Source organism: Pseudooceanicola sp. NS-SX9, assembly GCF_057380705.1.
Genome location: NZ_CM170818.1, coordinates 1,409,805 through 1,434,522 on the forward strand (window position 1 = coordinate 1,409,805; position 24,718 = coordinate 1,434,522).

Annotated in this window: 24 protein-coding genes; 6 read left to right on the forward strand and 18 right to left on the reverse strand. The window is 68.2% G+C overall.

Features of this window, described 5'->3' with window-relative positions:
* Positions 1-26: 26 nt before the first annotated feature.
* From AC2ITM_RS06660 to edd, 11 genes are all read right to left on the reverse strand, one after another.
* Positions 27-467, reverse strand: coding sequence for a DUF1236 domain-containing protein (locus AC2ITM_RS06660; RefSeq protein ID WP_486469040.1), 441 nt, complete (start codon positions 465-467; stop codon positions 27-29).
* A gap of 294 nt (positions 468-761) precedes the next feature.
* Positions 762-1,580 carry an arginyltransferase gene (locus AC2ITM_RS06665; RefSeq protein ID WP_486469041.1) on the reverse strand — a complete coding sequence of 273 codons (819 nt, stop codon included), beginning with the start codon at positions 1,578-1,580 and terminating at the stop codon, positions 762-764.
* Positions 1,581-1,681: 101 nt separating this feature from the next.
* Positions 1,682-2,143, reverse strand: a complete 462-nt coding sequence (locus tag AC2ITM_RS06670) for an RDD family protein (RefSeq protein WP_486469042.1) — start codon at positions 2,141-2,143, stop codon at positions 1,682-1,684.
* Positions 2,144-2,209: 66 nt separating this feature from the next.
* The gene (locus AC2ITM_RS06675) at positions 2,210-2,656 is read right to left on the reverse strand and encodes a DUF2852 domain-containing protein (RefSeq protein ID WP_486469043.1); all 447 of its coding nucleotides are present in this window, start codon (positions 2,654-2,656) and stop codon (positions 2,210-2,212) included.
* A gap of 107 nt (positions 2,657-2,763) precedes the next feature.
* Entirely contained in the window at positions 2,764-3,231 is a 468-nt protein-coding gene (locus AC2ITM_RS06680) for a YbaK/EbsC family protein (protein WP_486469044.1), read from the reverse strand.
* A 59-nt stretch (positions 3,232-3,290) separates the two neighbouring features.
* Positions 3,291-4,772 carry an inorganic phosphate transporter gene (locus AC2ITM_RS06685; RefSeq protein ID WP_486469045.1) on the reverse strand — a complete coding sequence of 494 codons (1,482 nt, stop codon included), beginning with the start codon at positions 4,770-4,772 and terminating at the stop codon, positions 3,291-3,293.
* Positions 4,773-4,802: 30 nt separating this feature from the next.
* Positions 4,803-5,312 (reverse strand): NUDIX hydrolase, encoded by a 510-nt coding sequence (locus AC2ITM_RS06690; RefSeq protein WP_486469046.1) that lies wholly within the window; start codon positions 5,310-5,312, stop codon positions 4,803-4,805.
* A 170-nt stretch (positions 5,313-5,482) separates the two neighbouring features.
* Complete coding sequence (locus AC2ITM_RS06695) at positions 5,483-5,749, reverse strand: hypothetical protein (RefSeq protein ID WP_486469047.1); 267 nt, start codon at positions 5,747-5,749, stop codon at positions 5,483-5,485.
* Complete coding sequence (locus AC2ITM_RS06700) at positions 5,746-8,553, reverse strand: [protein-PII] uridylyltransferase family protein (protein ID WP_486469048.1); 2,808 nt, start codon at positions 8,551-8,553, stop codon at positions 5,746-5,748. The genes AC2ITM_RS06695 and AC2ITM_RS06700 overlap by 4 nt, the downstream gene beginning before the upstream one ends.
* A gap of 104 nt (positions 8,554-8,657) precedes the next feature.
* Entirely contained in the window at positions 8,658-9,302 is a 645-nt protein-coding gene (gene eda, locus AC2ITM_RS06705) for a bifunctional 4-hydroxy-2-oxoglutarate aldolase/2-dehydro-3-deoxy-phosphogluconate aldolase (protein ID WP_486469049.1), read from the reverse strand.
* Between the two features lie 12 nt (positions 9,303-9,314).
* Positions 9,315-11,117: a phosphogluconate dehydratase gene (gene edd / locus AC2ITM_RS06710; RefSeq protein WP_486469050.1), complete on the reverse strand. Its 1,803-nt coding sequence runs from the start codon at positions 11,115-11,117 to the stop codon at positions 9,315-9,317.
* A 218-nt stretch (positions 11,118-11,335) separates the two neighbouring features.
* Between edd and AC2ITM_RS06715 the strand changes: the two genes are divergently transcribed.
* The 3 genes from AC2ITM_RS06715 (at position 11,336) to AC2ITM_RS06725 (ending at position 14,086) form a co-directional block, all read left to right on the forward strand.
* Complete coding sequence (locus tag AC2ITM_RS06715; protein ID WP_486469051.1) at positions 11,336-11,995, forward strand: DUF6778 family protein; 660 nt, start codon at positions 11,336-11,338, stop codon at positions 11,993-11,995.
* A 331-nt stretch (positions 11,996-12,326) separates the two neighbouring features.
* On the forward strand, positions 12,327-13,535 hold the full coding sequence (locus tag AC2ITM_RS06720) for an RSP_2647 family RNA methyltransferase (RefSeq protein ID WP_486469052.1): 1,209 nt from the start codon (positions 12,327-12,329) through the stop codon (positions 13,533-13,535).
* Positions 13,532-14,086 carry an RSP_2648 family PIN domain-containing protein gene (locus tag AC2ITM_RS06725; RefSeq protein WP_486469053.1) on the forward strand — a complete coding sequence of 185 codons (555 nt, stop codon included), beginning with the start codon at positions 13,532-13,534 and terminating at the stop codon, positions 14,084-14,086. The genes AC2ITM_RS06720 and AC2ITM_RS06725 overlap by 4 nt, the downstream gene beginning before the upstream one ends.
* A 235-nt stretch (positions 14,087-14,321) precedes the next feature.
* On the opposite strand, the gene AC2ITM_RS06730 is transcribed toward AC2ITM_RS06725, so the two are convergent.
* Both AC2ITM_RS06730 and AC2ITM_RS06735 read right to left on the reverse strand, forming a co-directional pair.
* The gene (locus AC2ITM_RS06730) at positions 14,322-15,341 is read right to left on the reverse strand and encodes an LLM class flavin-dependent oxidoreductase (RefSeq protein WP_486469054.1); all 1,020 of its coding nucleotides are present in this window, start codon (positions 15,339-15,341) and stop codon (positions 14,322-14,324) included.
* Complete coding sequence (locus tag AC2ITM_RS06735) at positions 15,338-16,042, reverse strand: M48 family metalloprotease (protein ID WP_486469401.1); 705 nt, start codon at positions 16,040-16,042, stop codon at positions 15,338-15,340. The genes AC2ITM_RS06730 and AC2ITM_RS06735 overlap by 4 nt, the downstream gene beginning before the upstream one ends.
* A gap of 201 nt (positions 16,043-16,243) precedes the next feature.
* Between AC2ITM_RS06735 and AC2ITM_RS06740 the strand changes: the two genes are divergently transcribed.
* Positions 16,244-17,821, forward strand: a complete 1,578-nt coding sequence (locus AC2ITM_RS06740) for a peroxidase family protein (protein ID WP_486469055.1) — start codon at positions 16,244-16,246, stop codon at positions 17,819-17,821.
* A 99-nt stretch (positions 17,822-17,920) separates the two neighbouring features.
* Here AC2ITM_RS06740 and AC2ITM_RS06745 read toward each other — a convergent pair whose 3' ends face one another.
* The 5 genes from AC2ITM_RS06745 to AC2ITM_RS06765 form a co-directional block, all read right to left on the reverse strand.
* On the reverse strand, positions 17,921-18,346 hold the full coding sequence (locus tag AC2ITM_RS06745; protein ID WP_486469056.1) for an OsmC family protein: 426 nt from the start codon (positions 18,344-18,346) through the stop codon (positions 17,921-17,923).
* Positions 18,347-18,411: 65 nt separating this feature from the next.
* On the reverse strand, positions 18,412-19,596 hold the full coding sequence (locus AC2ITM_RS06750) for a vWA domain-containing protein (RefSeq protein WP_486469057.1): 1,185 nt from the start codon (positions 19,594-19,596) through the stop codon (positions 18,412-18,414).
* A 27-nt stretch (positions 19,597-19,623) separates the two neighbouring features.
* The gene (locus AC2ITM_RS06755; protein WP_486469058.1) at positions 19,624-19,791 is read right to left on the reverse strand and encodes a hypothetical protein; all 168 of its coding nucleotides are present in this window, start codon (positions 19,789-19,791) and stop codon (positions 19,624-19,626) included.
* Positions 19,792-19,803: 12 nt separating this feature from the next.
* Positions 19,804-21,249: a DUF2927 domain-containing protein gene (locus AC2ITM_RS06760; protein ID WP_486469059.1), complete on the reverse strand. Its 1,446-nt coding sequence runs from the start codon at positions 21,247-21,249 to the stop codon at positions 19,804-19,806.
* Between the two features lie 79 nt (positions 21,250-21,328).
* Positions 21,329-22,174 (reverse strand): AAA family ATPase, encoded by an 846-nt coding sequence (locus tag AC2ITM_RS06765; protein WP_486469402.1) that lies wholly within the window; start codon positions 22,172-22,174, stop codon positions 21,329-21,331.
* Between the two features lie 492 nt (positions 22,175-22,666).
* Here AC2ITM_RS06765 and dksA point away from each other — a divergent pair, with 492 nt between their 5' ends.
* Together dksA and AC2ITM_RS06775 are read left to right on the forward strand one after the other, a co-directional pair.
* Complete coding sequence (gene dksA / locus AC2ITM_RS06770) at positions 22,667-23,089, forward strand: RNA polymerase-binding protein DksA (RefSeq protein ID WP_160891730.1); 423 nt, start codon at positions 22,667-22,669, stop codon at positions 23,087-23,089.
* Positions 23,090-23,257: 168 nt separating this feature from the next.
* Positions 23,258-24,439 (forward strand): FAD-dependent monooxygenase, encoded by a 1,182-nt coding sequence (locus tag AC2ITM_RS06775; RefSeq protein WP_486469403.1) that lies wholly within the window; start codon positions 23,258-23,260, stop codon positions 24,437-24,439.
* Positions 24,440-24,718 lie beyond the last annotated feature (279 nt).

Below are 24,718 nucleotides of genomic sequence, written 5' to 3' on the forward strand. Positions count from 1 at the left end.
CGATGACCGAAGTCCGGTCAGACGGATCAGTCGATCACATGCACGATGGTGCGGTTGTGGGCATCGACGATGACCGGCTGCTGCTGCTGGTCATAGACATAGGCGTACTGGGGCTGATCGGGCACCGGGGTCAGCGTCACGGTCTGCGGGATCACGGCGCCGGTGCGCACTTCGCCGGGGATGGTCACGGTCTGCACCGGATGCGCCTGGGCATAGGTCACCACTTCCTTCTGATCGGGCGTCAGCGTGTTGCCGCCCCAGGCACCGATTGCGGCACCGACCACGGCACCCACGGGGCCACCGACAGCGGCACCGGTGGCGGCACCGGCAACCAGGCCTGCGGTCGCATTGTCATGCTTCTCGGCCGAATTGTCGGTCTTGGTGATGATGGTGGTGTCGGCGAAAGCGGCGCCCGAAGCGATCAGGGTTGCGATACCGGCGGCGGCAAAAACGGTTTTCTTGAACATGGTATTTCCTTCCACATCAATGGCTTGCTGAGGCTGGCTAAGATCTTGCCCCTGCTATGACGACACAACACCGCCGCCCCGCCATTCGATCCCACCCAAGGCCCCGGACGGCCGCCATCGGCACGTTTCCGCGCTTTCATGCCGGTTTTCGGATGTGTCTCTCGGCGGGTTCCCGCCTTGCCGCAGGGTCGGGGCCGAAAAGCGCCCCGTTCCCTGTCATCTGGCCGAAAATACTCCGGGGGGAGCGCGCCTTGCGCGCGGGGGGCAGCGCCCCCCTGACCCGGTCGCCGCCCCTCAGCGCCGCGGCGCGCGGGTATCGGGCAGGGTGATGTTGGCGACCTGCTCGGCGATCGGATCGCTTTTCAGCGGATGGGTCGTCGCATCGTAATCCGCCGGATCCGTCATCTCTTCCCAGCGGCCGCAGTGATACAGCTCCAGCCCGGAGAACTTGGCCTTGTAGCCCATCTTCGGCGATCCCGGCACCCAGTAACCCAGGTAGACAAAGGGCAGCCCAGCCTGGCGGGCGATCTCGACATGATCGAGGATCAGGTAGGTGCCCAGCGACTGGCGCTCCATCGCCGGATCGTAGAACGAATAGACCATCGACACGCCGTCATCCAGCACATCGGTCAGAGATGCCGCCTTCAGACCGCTTTCGGGATCGACATATTCGATGACGCGCGACCGGATCGGGGTTTCCTCGATCATGGCGGCGAATTCGAAGACATCCATGTCGGCCATGCCGCCATCGGCATGACGGCTGTCCAGATAGCGGCGGAACAGGGAAAACTGCTCTTCGGTTGCCCAGGGCGAGGTCGCCCGCCGTTCCAGATGCGCATTGCGGTTGATCGTGCGCCGCTGCGAGCGCGACGGCCTGAAATCCGCCACCCGGATGCGCGCCGACAGGCAGGCGGCGCAATCGGCGCAGGACGGGCGATACAGCACGTTCTGCGACCGCCGGAAGCCCTGCTTGGACAGCGAATTGTTCAGTTGCTCGGCCGCATCGCCCTGAAGGGACGTGAACAGCTTCCGCTCCATCCGGCCCTCAAGATAGGGGCAGGGCTGCGGGGCGGTCACGTAGAATTGCGGCGCAAGGGGAAGGGAATGACGCATGGCAACCGTTACGGGATGGGGACATTGGGACGGCGGATGCCGCGCTTGCCCCGACGATAGCGCGCGATTCCCTCATCGCCAAGCCCCGTGGACGGTACGGATCAGCGCAGGCGCCGGTTCACGGCCGTGGTCCCCAGAATCTGGTCGCTCAGACCCTGTCCGAAGGGCGTCGCCGCCATCATGATGACCGAAATCACCTGCAGCACCGGCACTGCCCAGCAGATCGTGTAGCCCAGCGTGTGCAGCACCGCCTGCTCGCCGCTCAGCCGGGAACCGTTGAGGGTGCGCAGCTCGATCCCCATCAGCCGCATCCCCCAGGTGGCTGATCCCATGCCAATGGTCAGCATCCGGTAGAAGAACCCCACCCCCAGCAGCAGCGCCGGGAAAAAGAAGATGCCGGTGAAGGCGGTGAAGGGCAGGATCATCATCGACAGGATCAGCGTGATCACCGCGTCAAAGCCCCAGGCCAGGGCACGCCGCGGCGCCACGCCCGCGGTCCAGCTGGGCGGCGGGCCCAGAGGGCGGTCATCAAAGTCGCGATAGTCGGGGTCGGGACGGTACATCGGTCGGGCTCCGGAAGGGCAGGGCGGATCGGAAACGGCCCCCGAGGGGGCCGTCCGGGCGGGGGCTCAGGCCTCCTCGCGGCTTTCGGCTGCGGCCTTGCGGGCGCGTTCATCCATGAACTGGTCGAACTCGGCCTTGTCCTTGGCGGCGCGCAGGCGGTCCAGGAAGCTTTCGAAGGCGTGCTGTTCCTCTTCCAGGCGGCGCAGGGTGTCCTGCTTGTAGCTGTCGAAGGCCGTGTTGCCGCTGGGTTTCATCGCGGCGTAACCGGCGCGGTAGGCGGCGGGCCCACGGCCCTCCATGCGGCGGCGGCAATTGGATCCGAACATCTTTTTCCCCCAGATCATGTAGAAGAGAAGTGCGAGGCCGGCCGGCCAGAAGAAGACAAAGCCCATGACCATCGCGGTCATCCAGGCCCATTTGCCCCTGCTGTCCATCCAGTCCTCCGTCTTGCCGAGCCACGACCGCTCGCGCAGCGGGCGGTCGGCGGTGTCGTATGCGGTGGCGGAAGTCATTTCTCTCTCCGTGTGGTGACGATGTGAATGCTTTTCACATTGCCTAGATCGGCACGGCGGGGCGCTCTCGCAAGAGGGGATGTGAAGTATATTTACATTATTTTAATTCAGGACGTGAAATCAGCAGGTTGCGCGCCGGTAATACGGGGAAGCTCGGCCGGGTCGATGCCGAAGAGGTGCCGCGGCGTGCCGCCGGCGGCCCAGATCCGGGGGAACTCCAGCAGGCGGGGATCCAGGAAGGCGCGGATCGGGTTCAGATGGCCCACCGGCGACACGCCCCCGATGGCAAAGCCGGTCTGGGCGCGGATCAGCGCCGCATCGGCCTTGCCAAGGGCCTCTCCGGCGACCTCGGAGGCCTTGGCGTCATCGACGCGGTTGCCGCCCGCGGTGATGAACAGGATCGCTTGCCCCGAGGCCTCGCCGCGAAAGATGATGGATTTGGCGATCTGGTCCAGATCGCAGCCGACCACGTCGGCGGCCTGCTGGGCGGTGCGGGCCTCGCCCACCTCCTGCAGATCGGCGGGCACGCCCGCGTCTTCCAGCGCGCGGGCGACCCGTTTCAGGCTCTTGCTCATGTGCTCTCTCCTGCCATGTCGGCCAGAGCCTGCCAGAGGGCAGGAGAGAGGAAAAGACCTCAGGCGCCGAAGAGCGACAGCACCCAGAAGCAGGCGGCCGACAGGGCGGCGGCGGCCGGAACGGTGATCACCCAGGCGGCGATGATGGTCATGAAATGCGAGCGGCGCACCAGTTTGCGGCGCTTGCGTTCCTCGGTCGGCAGGGTCGTGCGCGGCCGTTCCAGCGCCAGCTTGCGGGCCCGGCGTTCGACATACCATTCGCGGTAGAAGCCGACGCCAAAGACGCCGCCCACCGCGATATGGGTCGAGCTGACAGGAAGCCCAAGCGCCGAGGCCACGATCACCGTCAGCGCGGCCGCCAGCGCCACGCAATAGGCGCGCATCGGGTTCAGCTTGGTGATCTGGTTGCCGACCATGCCGATCAGCTTGGGCCCGAAGACCGCCAGCCCCAGAGAGATCCCGACCGCCCCGATCACCATCACCCAAAGGGGGATTTCCACCTGCGATGCGGTGGCGGCGGTCTTCTGGGCATAGACGACGGCGGCCAGCGGCCCGACGGCATTGGCGACGTCATTGGCGCCATGGGCGAACGACAGCAGCGCAGCCGAGATCACCAGCGGCAGGCGGAACATCACCTTGAGCGAGCGGTTGCGGTTTTCCAGCCCCTGCGACTGGGCGCGGATCAGCGGCACCGACAGCCCGCCCAGCAGGATCCCCGAGAAGGCGCCGATCAGCATCGCGTCGGGCAGGGTGATCTTGACCAGGTGGTTCAGCCCCTTCATCGCGATATAGGCGGCGAAGGCGGCGGACATGATGCCGATCAGCACCGGCACCCAGGTGCGGGCGGCGGCGATCTTGTCCTCGACGTAAAGGATGCGCCACTTGATGAAGGCCAGCATCCCGGCCGCGATGATGCCGCCCAGCAGGGGCGAAATCACCCAGCTGGCGGCGATCGCGCCCATGGTGGACCAGCTGACGGCGCCAAGGCCCGCCGCGGTGATGCCCGCGCCCATCACGCCGCCCACCACCGAATGCGTGGTCGAGACCGGCGCGCCGATCCAGGTGGCCAGGTTGACCCAGATCGCCGCCGACAGCAGCGCCGACATCATCGCCCAGACGAAGGTCTGCGATGACCCCAGGCTGGCCGGATCGACGATCCCCTTCGAGATGGTCGACACCACGTCGCCCCCCGCCAGCAGCGCGCCCGCAGTTTCCGCGACAGCGGCGATGGCGATGGCGCCCAGCATCGACAGCGCATTGGCGCCCACGGCGGGGCCCATGTTGTTGGCGACATCATTGGCGCCGATGTTCAGCGCCATATAGGCGCCGAAGGCGGCGGCGACGATCACCACCAGATCGCCCGGGTTGTGGCCGCCGGTCAGCAGGCCCGCCGCCAGCGCCGCGAGCGCGACAAAGATCATCGACAGCCCGACACCCACCAGCGGGCGCGAGGCATACATGGAAGCGGCCTCGAGCCGCGAAAAACGGTTCAGGTCGCGGTCGAGCGTGTTCCACTCGAAGGCGTTGTCATCGTTGCTCATGCTGTCCTGTCCGGCCGCCTTTTGGGCGGGTCAGCCTTTGTTGGGCGCGTCGTCCTGTCGAAGCGGCGCGTCCGGGGTGGACGGCAGCGCAGGCAGCTGACGCAGCAATGTCTTGAGGTCGGCCTCGGCCACCAGTTCGGCGGCTTCGAGGGGCGATTTCCAGTGCCGCTGGCGCTCGTCCTTCTCGGGGAAGTCGTCGAAGAGACGCAGCACCTCGATGGCATAGACGTCGACGTCCGTCACCACCGGAAGGCCCCCGGTCAGCCGCTTGTGATAGCGGTAGCGGCCGATCTTCAGCGGATCGCGCGGCGCGGGTTTCACCCCGGCCTCTTCCCAGGCTTCCTCGACCGCCGTGCCGCCACCGGAACGCCCCGACTTGGGCCAGCCCTTGGGCAGGATCCAGCGCCCGGTATCGCGCGAGGTGATCATCAGAATTTCGGGTTGGCCCGCGGTCATGCGATAGCACAGCGCCGCCACCTGGTAGCGGGCCGGACGGCGCATCAAAGGCGCCACGAAATCATTCAGGAAGCGCGAGAACACGAAATCCCTCCGGTTGTGGCCGCCCCCGGGGATCGGGGTGCGGGCCTCTTATCGTTACAATGCTGCATACATCAATGGCTTCACGCCAATTTGGGGCATTTTGTGCCGGAATCCAGCGATTCCGGTCCTACAGCCGGATCAGGACCCCGAGAGGGCCCCGAAAGGCGCGTTCAGGCGCGCCGGCCGCGCCATCCACCGCGCCGGCCGGTGGATTCGGCATGTCCCAGCCCCTCCAGCAGCAGCGGCGTCATCGGATGGTCGGGCGCCGGATCGCCATGGCGCTGCAGCAGCACCTTCAGCGCCGCCGCCTGCGACTGCTCCTCGGGCAGGCTCAGCGCCCAGTCCATCAGGATCGAGCGGCATTCCGCATCGGTGATGCCCTCGATCCGGTAGGCTTCTGCGATCAGTGCCTTGGGGTCTGCCTTGTCGCCTTTCATGGGGATGCTCCTTCGCTGTCCTGCGGTGCCGCTTCGCGCCCGAGGATCGTGTCGATGATCCCGGCCGCCGTGGCGGTGGCTGTCTCAAGCCGGGTCCGGAGGCCCTCAATGCTCTGTTCCCCGGCATCGCGCAAGAGCAGCGCCCGCCCGCCCTCGCCGATGGTGTCGGGATCCAGCGTCCGGTCGCTCAGCAGCTTGCCGACCTGGCCCACCGACCAAAGCAGCCGGTAGGTGGCGGTCAGGGCCTCGCATTCGGCAGGCTGCATCCAGCCCGAACTGACCGCCAGCCGCAGCCCGTCGCCCACCCAGCCCTCCGGGTCGCCGGCGATCAGGCCGCCTGATTGCGCCAGCAGCTCGATCTCCTGGTTGCGGCCGGGGCCCACCTTGACGTCCCAGACCGAGGCCGGGCCGCGCGCGGCGGCGATGCGGGCGCGCATCTCGGCCACGTCGCGCAGCACCGGGGGGGCAGGGCGGCCGCGGGTCAGCAGCGTGTTGCGGAAGGCCATCACATCCTGCGCCAGATCGACCGGCCCCGCGATCACCCGCGCCCGCGTCAGCGCCAGATGTTCCCAGGTCCAGGCATGGCCTTCCTGGTAATCCCGGTAGGCCGCAAGCGAGGTCGCCACCGGCCCCTGGTTGCCCGAGGGGCGCAGCCGCATGTCGACCTCGTAGAGGCGACCCTCGGCGGTCGGCGCCGACAGCGCCGTCACCAGCGCCTGGGTCAGCCGGGCGTAATAGCTGCGCGCGGGCAGCGGGCGGGGGCCATCCGACGCCTCGGCCCCGGCAGGATCGTAGATCACGATCAGATCCAGGTCCGAGCGCGCATTCAGCCGTCCCGCCCCCATGGATCCCATGCCGATCACCACCGCGCCGCGCCCCGGGGGGGCACCGTGGCGGGCGGCGAAATTGGCCTGCACCGTGGGCCACAGGGCGCTGACCACGGCCTCGGCCAGCTGGGCATATTCGCGGCCCGCCTCGGGCGGGGCGACCAGCCCGCGCAGGTGATGCACGCCGATGCGGAAATGCCATTCCTTCTGCCAGCGCCGCGCGGCATCCAGCTGGGCCTCGTAATCGGCTTCCTGGGCGATGACCGCGCGCAGCTCTTCCCTCAGGCTGTCGAGGCCCGGCCAGTCGGAAAAGAAGCGCCCGCCGATCACCGCGTCGAAGACCCCGGAATTGCGGCTGAGATACATCGCCAGATCATGCGAGGTCCCCACGATGTCGCCCAGCAGGTCGATCAGATGGGGGTTGGCCTCGAACAGCGCGAACAGCTGCACGCCCGCAGGCAGGCCGCGCAGGAAGCCGTCGAAGGCCTGCAGCGCCTCTTCGGGTTTCGCGGCGCGCGCCAGCGCATCCAGCAGCTGCGGCCTGAGCCGGGCAAAGATTTCCCGCGCCCGCCCCGACGACAGCGCCGGATAGCTGCGCCAGCGGCTGACGATTTCCTCGTCGAACTCGATATGCGGGGCGGGTTCGGCACCGCCGTTCTCGGGGGCAAAGAAGGCCTCGGTGACATCGTGGACCTCTTCGAGGCGGGCGGTGATGTCGGCGGCCAGCTGCGCCTCGTCCAGCCCCATCAGCGCGGCCAGCCGCCCCAGCCCCTCGGGGCCTGCGGGCAGGGCATGGGTCTGGGCGTCGTTCAGCATCTGGATGCGGTGCTCGACCTCGCGGTGGGCGCGGTAGTGGCGCGACAGCACATCGGCGGTCCCGGCCGGGATCCAGCCCTGTTCGGCCAGCCGCTGCAGCGCCGGAACCGTCTGGCGGATCCGCAGCGACGGATCACGCCCGCCGGCGATCAGCTGGTGGAACTGGGCGAAGAACTCGATTTCCCGGATGCCGCCGCGGCCCAGCTTCATGTCGTGCCCCGCCAGCACCAAGGGGCCGAAAAAGCCCTTGTTCTCGCGGATGGCAAGGCGCACCGCATGGGCGTCCTGGATGGCGGCGTAATCCAGGTGGCGGCGCCAGACGAAGGGGCGCAGCTCGTCCAGGAAGGCAGCCCCCGCCGCCAGATCGCCCGCCGCGGGACGGGCCTTGATATAGGCGGCGCGCTCCCATGTGCGCCCGAGGCTTTCGTAATAGCGTTCCGCCGCCGCCATGCCGACACAGACCGGGGTGACCGAAGGGTCGGGCCGCAGCCGCAGGTCGGTGCGGAAGACATAGCCGTCGCCGGTGATGTCCGACAGCATCGCCGCCATCTTGCGGGTGGCGCGGATCAGGGCGGGGCGGGCCTCCTGCACGTCCTCAAAGCGGTGTTCGTCGTAAAGCGCGATCAGGTCGATGTCCGAGGAATAGTTCAGCTCGTGCGCGCCCATCTTGCCCATTGCCAGCAGCACCATGCCGCAGCCGGTCTGCAGGTCGTCCTCGGTCATGCCGGGCAGCTTCTTGCGGCGGATCTCGGCATGCAGGGCGGCGCGCAGGGCAAGGCCCGCGGCCAGATCGCCGAAATCGGTCAGCGCGCCCGTCACCTGTTCCAGCGGCCAGGCGCCCGACAGGTCACACAGCGCGATCAGCAGCGCCAGGCGGCGCTTGGCGCGGCGCAGTTCGGTTGCCATCTGGTCGGGGGGGATGGTGGCCAGCCGGGCGGCCTCGGCCGAGAAGGCCGCAAGCGGAGTTTCCAGCGCGCCCGAGGTCATCAGCCAGTCGGCCTCGCGGGCGATCAGCCCGGCAAGGTAGGGCGAACAGCCGGCGGTGCCGGTGATCAGCCGGGCCGGATCGCCAGAGAGGCCCGGCAGGTGCGACAGGGCCACGGCCCCCAGATCGGGGTCGTAGGGACGGGGCAGGCGGGTGATCGAGAGCGCGTCTTGCATGGCCAGAGCCTGCGTCGGCGCCCGCACGGCGTCAACGGGCATCTGGGACGCAGGCAGCACAAAGGGCGCCGCAGGGGCGCCCTTTCGCCTGATGGAACAGGGGCTTACTTGCCGAGTTGCGAGGCCTCGCGGGCCAGTTCCTCGATGCCTTTCCAGTCCTTCGCGTCAATGAGGGACTGCGGGCAGACCCAGGAGCCGCCGACGCAGACGATGTTCTTCAGCGACAGGTAGTCCATGGCGTTCTTCGGGCTGACGCCGCCGGTCGGGCAGAAGGTGACACCGGGAATGGGCGCACCAATGGCCTTGATGGCGGCGGCACCACCGGCGATCTCGGCGGGGAAGAACTTTTGCATGGTGTAGCCGCGTTCCAGCAGCTTCATCACTTCCGAGGCGGTGGCGGCGCCGGGCAGCATCGGCAGGTCGGCCGCTTCGGCCGCGTCCAGCACCTTGTCGGTGGAGCCCGGCGAGACGCCGAATTTCGCGCCCGCATCGACGACCTGGGACACCATCTCCGGCGTCAGGATCGAGCCCGCGCCGACCACGCCGCCCTCGACCTGCGCCATCTCGCGGATCACGTCGAGCGCCGCGGGGGTGCGCAGGGTCACTTCCAGCGCGGGCAGGCCACCGGCGACCAGCGCCTCGGCCAGGGGGCGGGCGATGGCGGCGTCATGCACCACCAGCACCGGGATCACGGGCGCCAGGTTGGCAATCTTCAGGGCCTGCTGCGAGGCGTATTCTGCGGTGATCATCGGTTTCTCCGGTTAGACGACGTTGGAGGCGCCTTCGCGCGCGGGCGAGGCGTTGCGGCGGAAGGTCTCGAACAGTTCGCGGCCGATGCCGAAGCTGTTGGCCGAGAGGTCGGGCGTGACCGGGGTGCGGGACGCCAGATCGGCCTCGGTGGTGATCGTACCGGTAACGGCGTCGATGCGCACCACGTCGCCATCCTGCAGGCGCGCGATCCAGCCGCCATCTGCCGCCTCGGGCGACAGGTGGATGGCGGCGGGCACCTTGCCGGAGGCGCCCGACATGCGCCCGTCGGTCAGCAGCGCCACCTTCAGCCCGCGGTCCAGCAGCACCGACAGGGTGGGCGTCAGCGAATGCAGTTCCGGCATCCCGTTGGCCTTCGGCCCCTGGAAGCGCACGACGACGATGGTGTCCGAGGTGAATTCGCCCTTCTTGAAGGCCTCTTTCACGTCATGCTGGTCATGGAAGATGCGCACCGGGGCCTCGACCACGTGATGCTCGGGCTTGACGGCCGAGACCTTCATGATGGCGTTGCCCAGCGGGCCGGTCAGGCTTTTCAGGCCGCCGGTCTTCTGGAACGGATCGCTGGCGGGGCGCACGATCTTGTCGTTCAGGCTTTCGCGGGCGCCGGCCTCGTAGACGACGCGGCCGTCCTTCAGCTTGGGCTCGTGGGTGTAGCGTTCCAGCCCGTCACCGGCGACGGTCTTGGTGTCGGGATGCAAGAGGCCCGCGTTCAGCAGCTGGTCGATCAGGTAGCCAAGGCCGCCCGCCGCGTGGAAGTGGTTCACGTCCGCCAGCCCGTTCGGATAGACCTTTGCCAGAAGCGGCGTGACCGAGGAGATCGCGTCGAAATCCTCAGGGTCGAGGATGATGCCCGCGGCACGCGCCATGGCGGGCATGTGCAGCACCAGGTTGGTCGAGCCACCGGTGGCCATCAGCCCGACGATGCCGTTGACGAAGGCTTTCTCGTCCAGGATCTCGCCTGCGGGGCGGTAGTCATTGCCAAGCGCGGTGATTTCCAGTGCCCGTTCGGTGCCCGCGATGGTCAGCGCGTCGCGCAGCGGCGTGTTGGGGTTGACGAAGGACGAACCCGGCAGGTGCAGGCCCATGAACTCCATCAGCATCTGGTTGGTGTTGGCGGTGCCGTAGAAGGTGCAGGTGCCGGGCGAGTGATACGAGGCCATCTCGGCCTCCATCAGCTTGTCGCGGCCGACTTCGCCTGCGGCATATTGCTGGCGCACCTTGGCCTTCTGGTCGTTCGGCAGGCCCGAGGGCATGGGCCCTGCGGGCAGGAACACCGCCGGGATATGGCCGAAGGTCGCCGCCGCCATCACCAGACCGGGGACGATCTTGTCGCAGACCCCCATGTAGAGCGCCGCGTCAAAGCAGTTGTGCGACAGCGCGATGCCCGCCGCCATGGCGATCACATCGCGCGAGAACAGCGACAGCTCCATCCCGGGCTGGCCCTGGGTCACGCCATCGCACATCGCCGGAACCCCGCCCGCGACCTGTGCCGTGGCGCCCTTCTTGCGGACGGCGGCGCGGATCAGCTCGGGGTAGCGTTCATAGGGCTGGTGCGCCGACAGCATGTCGTTGTAGGCGGTCACGATGCCGATGTTCGGCGCCCGGCCCTTGGCCAGCGCGTCCTGGTCGGCGGGCATCCCGGCATAGGCATGGGCCTGGTTGCCGCAGGTCAGGTGGGCCCGCACGGGGCCGGCGGCCGCAGCCGCGCCGACACGGGCCAGATAGGCCTCTCGGCCCTTGTGGGACCGCTCGATGATCTTGTCGGTCACGTCGGAAAGGGTCTGGTTCAGGGACATGTCGAGGCCTCCAATCTGGCTTCGGAGCTGGTCTCAGCTACAATCTCGCTCCGCGCGGTTTAGCGCTAACAGGGCGATCTTGCCAGCCCCGTGATGCAACGGGTCTGACAAAAACGGTCTTGATGCGGCAAGCGCAGGCCCGTGAAGGCGCAATATTCTCTTGCCACGCGAAAGATGATCCCGCGATACTACTTCAGGTCGCATGGGGAGGAAATGCGATGGACCTGTTGAAAATGGGCCTTTCCCTGCTGGCAGCATTGGCCTTGGCCGGCTGTGCGGGGCTCGGAGAAATAAACGATAACCAGAAACTCGACCTGTCGCAGTGCACGAAGACGTCATCTGCGGCCATAAGTCGGTACGATGTCAAGGGGATCGTCGTCCGCGTGCCGCGTGCGCTGAAGGCGACCGAAGCCGATGGCTATTATCCCGACGCCCAGATCGTCTGGCACGGCGATCCGCCCGGCGACCGGCATGAACAGGTCTACCGGATCATGTCGGATGCCGCGAAAGAGGCCTTTGCGCGTTCGAACGGGGGCACGCCCGCGGTGGTGACGCTGCAGGTCAGCTATTTCCATGCGCTCTCGAACCGGGCGCGGCGGCTGACCGGGGGCTGGCACACGATCCATTTCTGGGTGACGCTGAGCGATCCGAAGACCGGCGCGATCCTGGTGCCGCCCTACGAGGTGCGCACCCAGATCGACGCCTATGGCGGGGCCGAGGCGCAGGCGGCCGAAAGCCGGGGCGAGACGCAGAAATACCGCATCACCCGGCGGCTGGTCGACGTGATGGGGCTGGATGTGCTGGGGCTGTGCCCGCTGCCGCATCCGCCGCCGCTGCCGCCGCCGCCGGAACTGGCGGCGCCGCTGCAGAAGATCTGACCTGAGAGGATCCGAATGGCGGCAAGGGCGGGGCCGGGAGGGTCGGGGCCGCCATTGCCGGATCCGGTCAGGGCCGGGGCCATGGCAGGGCCATGTCGGATGCCGCCCCGACAGCCGGGGCCCGTGCGGGTGTGACAAGTGCGGGTGCGACGAGCGCCCGAAGGATCCATGCCCGAGAGACCAGTGCGCACAGGACCAGAGCGGGCGCGACCCGTGCCCGAGGCCCCGTGCCCACCGGGCACGTGTGCGCAGGGGCGCTGCGGGTGCGGTTTCGCTGTGGCACGCAGATCCCGTCTTCCCGGCGCGGCCGGGCGCGTGTAATGGAAGGCACATGAGCACCCCCGATCTTCCCGTCCTCCGCCTGAAACCCAAGACCGATGCCCGCCGGATCCGGCACGGGCATCCGTGGGTCTTTGCCAATGAAGCGGTCACCGACCGCCGCACCAAGGCCCTGCCGCCGGGCACCATCGCCCAGCTGCAGGACGAGGAGCGCACCCCCATCGCGACCGTCGCGCTGAACCCCGAAAGCCGGATCATCGGCCGGGTGCTGGATGTGGCGGGGGCGGGCGTGCCCGATCAGGCCTGGTTCGCCAAACGCCTGTCACGGGCGCTGCGGATGCGCGAGCGGATCTATCCCGCGCCCTTCTACCGGCTGGTCCATGCCGAGGCCGACGGTCTGCCCGGCGTGATCATCGACCGTTTCGGCGACACCTGCGTGATCCAGCCCAACGCCGCCTGGGCCGAAGCGCTGCTGGAGCCGCTTGCCGCCGCTCTGGCCGAGGTGACGGGCGTCGCCAATATCCTCAAGAACGCCTCGGGGCGCGCGCGCGGGCTGGAAGGCCTGGACGACGTGTCGGGCGTGCTGCTGGGCGCGGCGCCCGATGCGCCGGTGCCGGTGCAGATGAACGGCGCCACCTACATGGCGGATCTGACGGGGGGCCAGAAGACCGGCCTCTTCTACGACCAGCGGCCGAACCACGCCTTTGCGGCGGGGCTGTCGCAGGGCGCACGGGTGCTTGATGTCTTCAGCCATGTCGGCGGCTTCGGCCTGGCGGCGCTGGCGGGGGGCGCGGTCTCGGCGCTGGCGGTCGACGGCTCGGCCCCGGCGCTGGAGCTGGCCTCTGGGGGCGCCGCGGCCATGGGGGCGGCGGATCGTTTCACCACCCGCCAGGGCGATGCCTTCGACACGCTGGAGGCGCTGGCCGCTGAAGGCGCGCGGTTCGACGTGGTGATCTGCGACCCGCCCGCCTTTGCCCCGAACAAGCAGGCGCTGGAGGCCGGTCTGCGCGCCTATGAGCGCATCGCGCGGCTGGCCGCACCGCTGGTCGCGGAGGGCGGCTATCTGGGCCTGTGTTCCTGTTCCCATGCGGCAGAGCTGGCAAAGTTCCGTCAGGCCTCGATCCGGGGCATCGGCCGCGGGCTGGCGGGGACGGGGCGTGACTATGCGCTGATCCACACCGGTTTTGCCGGGCCCGATCACCCGATGCATCCCCAGCTGGCCGAGAGCGGCTATCTGAAGGCGCTGTTCTTCCGGCTATGAGGGCGGTTCTGGACGCCTGCGTCCTCTATCCCACGGTGATGCGCGAGATGCTGATGGGCGCGGCCGAGGCGGGCCTGTTCGAGCCCGTCTGGTCTGCCCGCATCCTGGAGGAATGGGCGCGGGCGGCGATCAAGCTGGGCCCCGCGGGCGAGGCGCAGGCGCGCGCCGAGGTGGCGCTGCTGCGCGCCGCCTGGCCGGGCGCCGAGCGTGCCGTGCCGCAGGGGCTGGAGCGGCGGCTGTGGCTGCCCGACGACAATGACCTGCATGTGCTGGCGCTGGCGGTCGGATCGTCGTGCGATGTCATCGTGACGGTCAATGCGAAGGATTTCCCGCGTCACGTGCTGGCCGAGGAAGGCCTGTCGCGCGCCGATCCCGACGGGTTGCTGGCGGGCTTTGCCGCCGGATCCCCCGAGGCGATGGGCGAGGTCGGAAGCCGCGTGCTGGCGCAGGCGCGGACGCTGTCGGGGGCCGACTGGACGATCCGCTCGCTGATGCGCAAGGCGCGGCTGCCGCGTCTGGGCAAGGCGCTGGAGGCCGCGGGGGTCGTCTGAGAGGGCGTCGCGGGGCGGAAGGCCGAGCCCGATGCTGGGGGGCTGCCGGATGCGCGGGCCCGTGACCTGCCGTTGGGGTGGGGTTTGCGGGGGAAGGGTCGGCCCTTAGGCGTGCCTTGCACGGGGAAGGGAACCGAGCTTTGCGGGCGGGGGCGCTTTTTCGGGAAGGGAACCGGCCCTTGCGGGCCGGTGCCTCCGGCGGGAGTACTTTCGGTCAGATGAAAGAACCGCGGCGCTAGCGGGCGGCCAGCGCCCGAGGGCTGCTTTCGGCGCCGAGGGCGCGCAGCGCTTCGGCCGCATAGGTGATCGAGCGGATGCGCGCGTCGGGATCGTGCATGTTGCCGCCGATCATCACCTCGTCCGGCTGGTAGGTGTCGAGCAGCGTCTTGATCTGCGCCGGAATCGTGTCGGGCGTGCCGGTGGCCGAGACCGTGAAGGCGCGGTTGACCTGCGACAGCATGGCGGCGGGGACGTGATCCTCGATCCGGTCGACGGGGCGGGGCAGCTTGCCGGGACGCCCGGTGCGCAGGGCCACGAACTGCAGCTGCTGCGAGGATTTGAGGCGCAGCGCCTCGGCCTCGGTCTCGGCGGCGAAGACGTTCATCGCCATCATGAAATGCGGCGCGTCGAGGAAGCGTGAGGGGCGGAAGGTGCGGCGGTAGACCTCGGCCGCCTGGGCCAGCGCGTCGGGGGCGAAATGCGAGGCGAAGGCATAGGGCAGCCCGGCCTGGGCGGCAAGCTGCGCGCCGAAGAGCGAGGAGCCGAGGATCCAGACCGGGACCTTGGTGCCCTCGCCGGGGATGGCGTGCAGGGTCTGGCCCTCGGAGGGGTCATCGAGCAGCGCGATCAGTTCGCCCACGTCCTGGGGAAAGTTTTCCGCCGCCATGTGGTTGCGGCGCAGCGCCCGCATGGTGCCCTGATCGGTACCGGGGGCGCGGCCGAGGCCCAGGTCGATGCGGTTCGGATAGAGCGTGGCCAGCGTGCCGAACTGTTCCGCGATCACCAGCGGCGAATGGTTCGGCAGCATGATCCCGCCCGAGCCCACGCGCATGGTCCGCGTCGCCGCCGCGATATGGCCGATCATGATCGAGGTCGCCGAAGAGGCGATGCCGGGCATGTTGTGGTGTTCGGCCAGCCAGTAGCGGTGATAGCCGAGGCCCTCGGCCGCCTGCGCCAGGCGCACGGAATTGGCGATCGACTGGCCCACGTCAGAGCCTTCGGGAACGGGGGCGAGATCGAGGAGAGAGTATTTCATGGCGCATCCTTTCGGGACCGGTCCTGCCAGCCGGCATCCAGCCGGGCGATGGCCGTCACGCGGTCCTTAGTGCGGGGGTGGCTGAGCAGCCAGGCGGGTGTGCCGGACCCGCCGCTGCCGGTGAGGGTTTCGAGTTTCTGCAAAAGCCGCATCTGCGGCGCGGTGCCGATCCCGGCCTTGGTCAGCAGGGCTGCGGCATAGGCGTCGGCCTCGTATTCGTCGCGCCGCGACAGCCGGGCCGCCAGAAGCGAGGTAAGGCCATTGGCGATCAGCGGTCCCAGTCCCGGCACCAGCCGCCCCAGCACCATCGTGATCCCCATCCTTAGTGCGTTTTGCCCCGAGAAATCGATCATCCGGCGCCGGGAATGGCCCAGGGCGACATGGCCCAGTTCATGGGCGATGACCGAGGCGAGCTCTTCGCCGGTGACGCGGCCGGCGTGGTAGGCCTCAAGGAAACCACGGGTCAGGAAGATCCGCCCGTCGGGGGCCGCCAGGCCGTTGATGGCGGGGATGTCGTAGAGGTGGACCTGGATCGCGGGCAGGTCGAGGGCGCGCGCCAGCCGTGCGATCAGCCGGTCCATCCCCGGTTCCTCCAGCGGGCGCGCGCGGCGGTCCAGCTCGGCCTTCAGGCGCCAGGCCGAGAAGCGCCAGGCGACAAGGGCATAGGCAAGGGCCAGGAGGAGGGGCGTCAGCTTCAGCATGGCCCAGATATGGTCGGCGTTCCCCATGCGCACAAGAGACCGGAACAGACAGCCGTGATTGCCCGGGATTGCATCGGGAAAATGCATGCCAGGGTGGTATTTTGGAAAATGACTCGCCCTGTTTTCCGGGCGGTCTCAATCCTGTCTCATGCGTCGCTTGTCGCATCAAAGAGTCGATTATGGGAATTGGGGAGGATTGACATGTCACATCACGGATGGATTCACACCGAGGACGGGGCGTTCCACAAGGAAGAAGCCTGGCGTTTTCCCTTCGCGCGGCTGATGCCCGCGGCCAATCACGTCTACGGCAGCCACGAAGTGGCGTTGCTGGCCGGGGTGTTCGGGCCGATGCATGAAAGGCCGGACGTTGCCAACCTGGCCGCGGTGAAACCTGCGCTGCCCAGCGGCTACACGTTTCTGGGCCAGTTCATCGACCACGACCTGACCGAGCTGGTGGTCCTTCAGGACGATCTGGCCCAGCTGCCCAATACCGCGACGATCGGGCGGCGCCATGCGGTGCCGGGGGATGGCGTGGCGCCGACCTGCCGCAACGGGCGCTATGGCCTGCTGGATCTGGATTCGGTCTATGGGCTGGAAGGCGCCACGAATGCCAATCTGTTCGAGGCGGATGGCACCTTTCGGATGTCTGACGACAAGGCCGATATCGACCGGAAAAACGGCGTGCGCTGCATCGCGGACCCCCGCAATGACGAGAACCAGCTGGTGGTGCAGATCCACCTGCTGTTCGAGCATCTGCACAATGCGCTGGTGAAAGCCCAGCTTGGCGGTTCGGCGCCCTTCCTGTCGCCGGCCTTCCTGAACGTGCGCAGGCAGGTGGTGGCGGCCTACCATCGCATCGTCCTGTGCGATTACCTGCCTCGGCTGGTCCAGGACAGCCATCTTGCGGCCGTGCTGGCGGCGTTGCGGAAGGGCACTGCGCTTTACAGCGGAATGCGGCGCCGGGTCCGGGCGCAGGTCGTCAAGGAGGGATATGACTTTGACAAGGTGGTCTATCCGATGCCGGTGGAATTTGCCCATGCGGTGTTCCGGCTGGGGCACAGCCAGCTGCGCGATCATTACCAGCTGAATGCCGGCAGTGGTCCCGTGCCCCTGTTCTTTACGGGGGCAGCAATGCCCGCCGCGATGCCCAGGGATCTGCGGGGCAATACGCCGATCGTGCCGGGCCAGAACCAGGTGGACTGGTCCTATTTCTTCGACTTCGGGGATGGTCTGGTGGTGGATGGACGGCCGCTGGACGGTGGCTTGCCGGCTTCGCTCTACCGGTTGCCGCCGCCTGCCATTGCCGATGCGCCCATCGCCCTGGGTGAACGCAACATACGTCGGGGTATTGATTTCGGTCTGCCCTCGGGGCCGCAGGCCTATCTGGCGCTGTATCAGATCTATGGCGGGGTCATGGGACCGGCCCTGACGCAGGACCAGCTGTGGCCGCAGGCCATCCGCAGTCAGTATCCCGAGGTCGTTCCCGATGCGCCTGCGGCGGAACGGCTGAACCTGCAGGCGCCGCTGTGGCTTTATATCCTGCTGGAGGCCGGCGCCCATGCAGGCAGCGCCCATCTGGGGGATGTCGGCGGGCTGATCGTCGCCGAAACGATCCTGGGGGCATTGCTGCAGGGCTATCTGGACGACGGGCAGGGTGATGCCTTCGATGCCATGGTCACGGGCTGCGAAACGGCCGACAAGACCACGCTGGATGTCCCGGTGGACCAGATCTGCACCATGCCTCAGCTGGTCCGCTACGTGGCAAGCGCTGCGCTGTAACAGGGTCTGACATGCGACGGGGTCAGGACCGTTGCGGCCCCTATGGCCCGGGCGCGGGGATCAGGGCAGGAGACGCCCTGACCCCCTGCCGCCATGGCGTCAGCCCAGCTTTGCATCCATGGTGATCTCGCACGACAGCAGTTTCGAGATCGGGCAGCCGGCCTTGGCGGCGGCGGCGGCCTTGGCGAAGGCCTCCGGCGTGGCGCCGGGGACCTGGGCCGTCACGTCCAGATGCACCGACTGGATCGCATAGCCGTCGGCCTCCTTGTCCATCTTCACCGTTGCCGTGGTCTCGATCCGGTCGGGGGTCAGGTCCGACTGGCCCAGGATCATCGACAGCGCCATCGAAAAGCAGCTGGCATGGGCGGCGCCGATCAGCTCTTCGGGGTTGGTGCCGGGCTTGTCCTCGAAGCGGGTGTTGAAGCCGTAGGGCTGGGCCAGCAGCGCACCGGACTGGGTCGAGACCTCGCCCTTGCCCTCGGTCAGCGTGCCCGACCATTTGGCGGAACCGCGTTTCTTGATCATGGCTTTGTCCTTTCCTTTTCTGCGAGGTCAACGGATGGAAGGCGCGCCTTGTTCCGAAAGGGCGGTTAGCGCACCAGCGCCCGCATCCCGCGGTCCAGCCCCTCAAGGGTCATCGGCACCATGGCCTCGGGGAAGATCTGGCGGATCAGGGCGATCGACTGGGTGTACTGCCAGTAGCGTTCCGGCACCGGGTTGATCCACAGATGCGAGGGCCATTGCGCGCGGGCACGGTTCAGCCAGACATGGCCGGCCTCGGGGTTCCAGTGTTCGTTGGCGCCGCCGGGATGGGTGATCTCGTAGGGGCTCATCGAGGCATCGCCGACGAAGATGCACTTGTAGTCGGGGCCATAGCGGTTCAGCACCTCGGCCGTGGGGGTCACGTCGTCCCAGCGGCGGGCATTGTCCTTCCAGACGCCTTCGTAGAGGCAGTTGTGGAAGTAGAAATGTTCCAGATGCTTGAATTCGCCCCGCGCCGCCGAGAACAGCTCTTCGACCACCCGGACGTGATCGTCCATCGAGCCGCCGACATCCAGAAACAGCAGCACCTTCACGGCGTTGCGCCGCTCGGGGCGGGTCTGGACATCCAGCCAGCCATGTTCCGCAGTCGAGCGGATCGTGCCGTCCAGGTCCAGCTCGTCCGCGGCGCCCTCGCGGACCCATTTGCGCAGCCGCTTCAGCGCGACCTTGATGTTGCGCGTGCCCAGTTCCACCCCGTCGTCAAGGTTGCGGAACTCGCGCCGGTCCCAGACCTTGACGGCGCGGCGGTGGCGGGACCTGTCCTGCCCGATGCGGATGCCTTCGGGGTTGTAGCCATCCGCCCCGAAGGGCGAGGTGCCGCCGGTGCCGATCCACTTGTTGCCGCCCTGATGGCGGCCCTTCTGTTCGGCCAGGCGGTCCTTCAGCGTCTCCATCAGCTTCTCGAAGCCACCAAGCGCCTCGATCTCGGCCTTTTCCTCGGCGCTCAGGTGGCGTTCGGCCATCGAGCGCAGCCAGTCTGCGGGCACCTGCACGGCATCCATGACGGCCTCGGGGGGGATGGCCTCCAGCCCCTCGAAACTGGCGGCAAAGGCCTGGTCGAAGCGGTCGATCAGGCGTTCGTCCTTTACCAGTGCAGTGCGCGCCAGATAGTAGAACCCTTCGGGATCGTATGTGACCAGCCCGGCCTTCAGCGCCTGCAGAAAGGTCAGGTATTCGCGGATCGAGACCTTGACGCCATGGCGGCGCAGGGTGTCGAAGAAGGGCAGGAACATCGGCGCCTCCGGCAAGGGGGCGGGCGTTCAGCCGAGGACGCGCGCCAGAAGGATCGTGGCAAACAGCCCGATCAGCGCGAAAAGCATGGCATGGACAAGCCCGTATTGCCAGAGGTCGCGCCGGTCGCCGCCGCGCCGTTTCGCCCGCAGGGCGCCGAAGACGGCCCCGATGATCAGTCCTGCGACAACCAGCATGTCCGGCCCCCCTCAGCCTGCGCCCGCATCGGTGCCGGGCAGGCTGCCCAGGCCATCGACCTGCGCCAGCTGCGCGCGCACCGCCGCGGATGAGCCAAAGCCGTAGCGTGCCCAGCCCAGGCTGTCCAGCCGCAGGGCGCGGGCCTGCGCCGGGTGGCCCAGCAGCAGCTCGCTGCGCGCCTGCAGCATCCGGATCGAGGCCAGCAGCGCCGCGTTCTGATAGCGCAGCGCCACCGCGTCCCGCCCCTTCAGCAGCGCGGCGGCGGTCTGCGGATCATCGGCGGCCAGGGCAAAGACCGCCAGCTGGGTGGCGGTGGTCGCCTCGTGCAGGCGGGTGTCGGGCAGGCGGGCATAGATCGCATGGGCGCGCAGCAGGTCGGCAAAGGCGGCCTCGGGGCTGCGGTCCTGTTCCAGCCGGGCGCGGGTATACAGGGCGAAGGCCAGGCGGGTGTCGTCCCAGCCGGCGGCCTGGGCCATCTCGACCGCCTGCTGGGCGGCGCGGCGGCGGGTCGCCAGGCTGCCCGTGCCGATCGCGGCCGAGATCGCCTCGCGCCATTCCGGGGGGCTTTCGGGGGTGTTGCGGGCGGGCAGCCGTTCGCCTGCGGGGTTCAGCCGCTTCAGGATCGCGGGCAGCGCCGCGCCGACCTGATCGCGGGTCATGCCGCTGTGCAGTTCGGGGGCGTAGGTCACGCGCAGCACCAGCATGTCGTAACCGGTCAGGATCGAATGGATGTTGTCGTCGTTGAAGGTGCTGTCGGGCAGCCGGTAGAGGTCATCAAGCGGGCCCAGCGACTGTGCCAGTTCCTCGTTCAGGCAATCGCGCAGTTCCTGCGGGGGCTGGTTGCCGGGCACCGCGATCAGGATATGGCGCCGCTGGTCCAGGCGCGTCCAGTCGGTCAGCCCCTGGCGTTCCGCGGCGCGGTACTGCGACAGATCCGAGATCCCCGGCACGACAAAGCAGGCGGCACCGGGCAGCTGGCGCTGGATGTCCTGGTTGCTGATCACCTGGATCACCACGTTGCCGGTCTGCCCGGGCGTCTGCAGCGCGATGTCAAGGCCCGCCTCGTGGTGCAGCCGGTCGATCACCTGGGCCAGGTCATGGCGCAGGGTGGTGGGGGGCGTGCCCTTCAGCGACACCCGGATGGGGCCTTCGAAACGGGTGAAAACGGGCAGGGGCCGGCCCGATTCCAGCTGCATCGTCAGGTCCAGCACATCGCGCGCAAGATCGGCATTGGCAATCTGCGGCGGCACCGCATGCACCGCTGCGAACAGCCGGGGCGGCGGCAGCGGGCCGTCATCGGTGGCGGGGGCCTGGGGGCGCAGCGCATGGGCGGGCGGGGCCTGCGGCGGGGTCGCGGGGGGCTGAGGCCGGCCGCAGGCCGCCATCGCCAGCGTCAGCAGGACCAGCGCGCTGGCACAGGGCCACCGGTGCTTGCGGGACGCTCTGGGTCGGGTCACGAAGAGGGTGCCTCCTGGTTGCCGGGTCGTCGGGCGGCGCCGGCCCGGTCCAGGGCGCGGCGTGGCCAAGGGGGCGATCCTACCGGCCCCGGGGATTGCGGGCCATGAAGGCCAGCCGTTCGAACAGATGCACGTCCTGCTCGTTCTTCAGCAGCGCACCGTGCAGTTTCGGCAGGGCATTGGCGCCGTCGCGCTTCAGGTCTTCGGGGCTCAGGTCCTCGGCCAGCAGCAGCTTCAGCCAGTCCAGCACCTCCGAGGTCGAGGGTTTTTTCTTCAGGCCCGGCGTCTCGCGCAGCTCGTAGAACTGGGTCAGCGCGGCGGTCAGCAGCGCGGCCTTGATGCCGGGGTGATGCGCCTCGACGATGGCGCGCATGGTATCCATGTCGGGAAAGCGGATGTAGTGGAAGAAGCAGCGGCGCAGGAAGGCGTCGGGCAGCTCTTTCTCGTTGTTCGAGGTGATGATGACGATCGGGCGCTGACGGGCGCGGATGGTTTCCCCGGTCTCGTAGACGTGGAATTCCATCCGGTCGAGTTCCTGCAACAGGTCGTTCGGGAATTCGATGTCGGCCTTGTCGATCTCGTCGATCAGCAGGACCACGCGGCCGGGGGCGTCAAAGGCCTGCCACAGCTTGCCGCGCCGGATGTAATTCGCCACGTCGTCGACGCCCTCGGCCCCCAGCTGGCTGTCGCGCAGCCGCGATACGGCGTCGTATTCATAAAGCCCTTGCTGGGCGCGGGTGGTCGACTTGATGGTCCATTCGATCATCGGCAGGTCCAGCGCCTGCGCCACCTGACGGGCCAGTTCGGTCTTGCCGGTGCCCGGCTCGCCCTTGACCAGCAGCGGGCGCTCCAGCGCGATGGCGGCGTTCACGGCGACCGACAGGTCTTCGGTCGCGATGTAGCTTTGGGTGCCGTCGAAACTGATGCTCATGCTGTTCTCCGCTGGGGCGGACCCGCGCAGGGCCATCGCCGGGACTGTCACCGGGGTACGTGCGGGGCGGGGCCTTGTCCAGCCCCCGTGGCGGCGCGTCGCGGCCGGCGGCGGGGCTGGCCAGCGGCTGAAAAGCCGCGTTTTTCAGCAGATTGATTAACTATGCAGTCATCTAATTCAGGAAATGTTTAACAACTCCAACCTCTCTCCCAAGGGTTGTGCGATCAGCCCGGGGGCGGGGAAGGGAGGGCCTTCGACCCTTTAAATGCTGGGGGCCGGCGACCCTGCGTCACGTCCACGAGAGGCTGCCCTGCAGTTGAGCATGTGCTGAACGATAGGGCATCCCGACCCCCGCCGAGCGGTTATTGTGTAGTGACAACGCAGGGTGAACCGGTTAATCCCCAGCGTCAGGGGACCCTGCCGCCCGGCAAGGCAAGCGCACGTAGCACGAGCATCCCGGGCCAAGGACTAGTTTGGGAGCCTGTGATGAAAGCAGAAACTTTCCTTGAAGACGATTACCGCCCTGCCGAGGACGAACCGTTCATGAACGATCGGCAGCTCGAATACTTCCGTCGGAAGCTGCTCACATGGAAAGAGGAGATCCTGGAGGATTCGCGCGACACGATCGAGGGGATGAAGGATTCCACGCGCAACATTCCCGACATCGCCGACCGCGCGAGCGAGGAAACCGATCGCGCCCTTGAACTGCGGACCCGGGACCGGCAGCGCAAGCTGGTGGCCAAGATCGACGCTGCATTGCGGCGGATCGACGAGGGCGAATATGGCTATTGTGAAGTGACCGGCGAGCCGATCAGCCTCAAGCGGCTCGACGCGCGCCCCATCGCCACCATGAGCCTGGAGGCGCAAGAGCGCCACGAGCGCCGCGAGCGGGTGCACCGGGACGACTGATCGTTCACCCGGAGGGATATCAAATCTTGGGACGCCGGGGCAAAAGCTCCGGCGTTCCTGCTTGCAAAAGGGACGGTGGCGGGTCCATATCTCGGCCGCATGCCTCTGGTCGGGTTGCGAAACTCGGGCCCCGGGCCTGTCTGACAGGAGTGTCCCTTGGATCTGCACTTGGATCTGAACAGCGCGAAGATCACCGTCATCGGCGCCGGGATCGGCGGGCTGGCTGCGGCGCGCGCCCTGGCGCTGCGCGGCGCGGACGTGACCGTGCTGGAACAGGCCGAGGCGATCCGCGAGGTCGGTGCCGGGTTGCAGATCAGCCCGAACGGGGCGGCGGTGCTGCGCGGGCTGGGGCTGGATCCGGCGGCGGTCGGCCAGCGGGCCCAGGCGGTTTGCCTGAAGGACCGGACGGGGGCGCAGGTTCTGCGCATGGACCTTGCCGCGCTTGGGGCGGATCAGGGCTATTACTTCTGTCACCGTCACGACATCGTGGAACATCTGGCCGAGGCGGCGCGGGCCGCCGGCGTCAAGATCCGCCTGCTGCAGCGCGTCGATGAGGTCGACACCGCCCCCGATCCGGTGGTGCGGATCTGCAATTCCTCGGTCATGCGGCCGGATCTGGTGATCGGCGCCGATGGGCTGCATTCGCGGCTGCGCGCGGCCATCCTGGGCGAGGCCCGCCCGCGTTTCACCGGCCAGGTCGCCTGGCGCGCCGTGGTGCCCGTCCCCGAGGCCGAGGCGGTCGCAGCCGAGGCCCGCATCTACATGGGCCCGGGCCGTCATCTGGTCACCTATCCGCTGCGCGGCGGGCGGATGCGCAATATCGTCGCCGTCGAGGAGCGCCGCGCCTGGGTGCCGGACTCTTGGTCTCATGCCGATGCGCCCGAGAACCTGCGCCGCGCCTTTGCGGGCTTCGGCCCCGAGGTCCGCAACCTGCTGGAGGGCGTCGATACGGTGCATCTGTGGGGCCTGCATCGCCATGCGGTGGCGCCGCTCTGGCATCAGGGGCGCACGGCGCTGCTGGGGGATGCGGCGCATCCGACGTTGCCTTTCATGGCGCAGGGGGCGAACCTGGCGCTGGAAGATGCCTGGGTGCTGGCGGCCTGTCTGGCCAAGGACCTGCCGCTGGGCGCCGCGCTGGAACGCTATCAGGCGCTGCGCCGTCCGCGCGTGGCGCGCGCGATTGCCACGGCCAACCGCAATGCCTGGAAATACCACCTGCGCTTCCCGCCGCTGCGGTTCGCCGCCCATGCCGCGCTGCGGCTGGGTGACCGGCTGGCAGCCGACCGCATCCTGCATCAGTTCGACTGGCTTTATGCGGCGGATGTGACCGAAGGCGAACGGCTGGCCTGAGGGCGGCAGGCCAATCCGAAACCGGCGCCCTCCAGAGACCGGCCCGGGCTATCCGAGGCCCGGGCCCCGATGCCACGGGCATCGGAGGGCGCGGGCGCGCCGGATCCTGCGCCGGTTCGACAGGTGGCATGCGGCCCGGGCCAGCGAAGGGGACCGGCTGGGCCGTGGTCTGGCGGCTGGCCGGGCAGGGCGCTGGTTGGCGCCATGTCGGTTTGCACCGTGTCGGGGGCGCCATCAGGGCGCGGGGGGCTGCTTTCGGCCCTCCGCATGCCGTTCAGG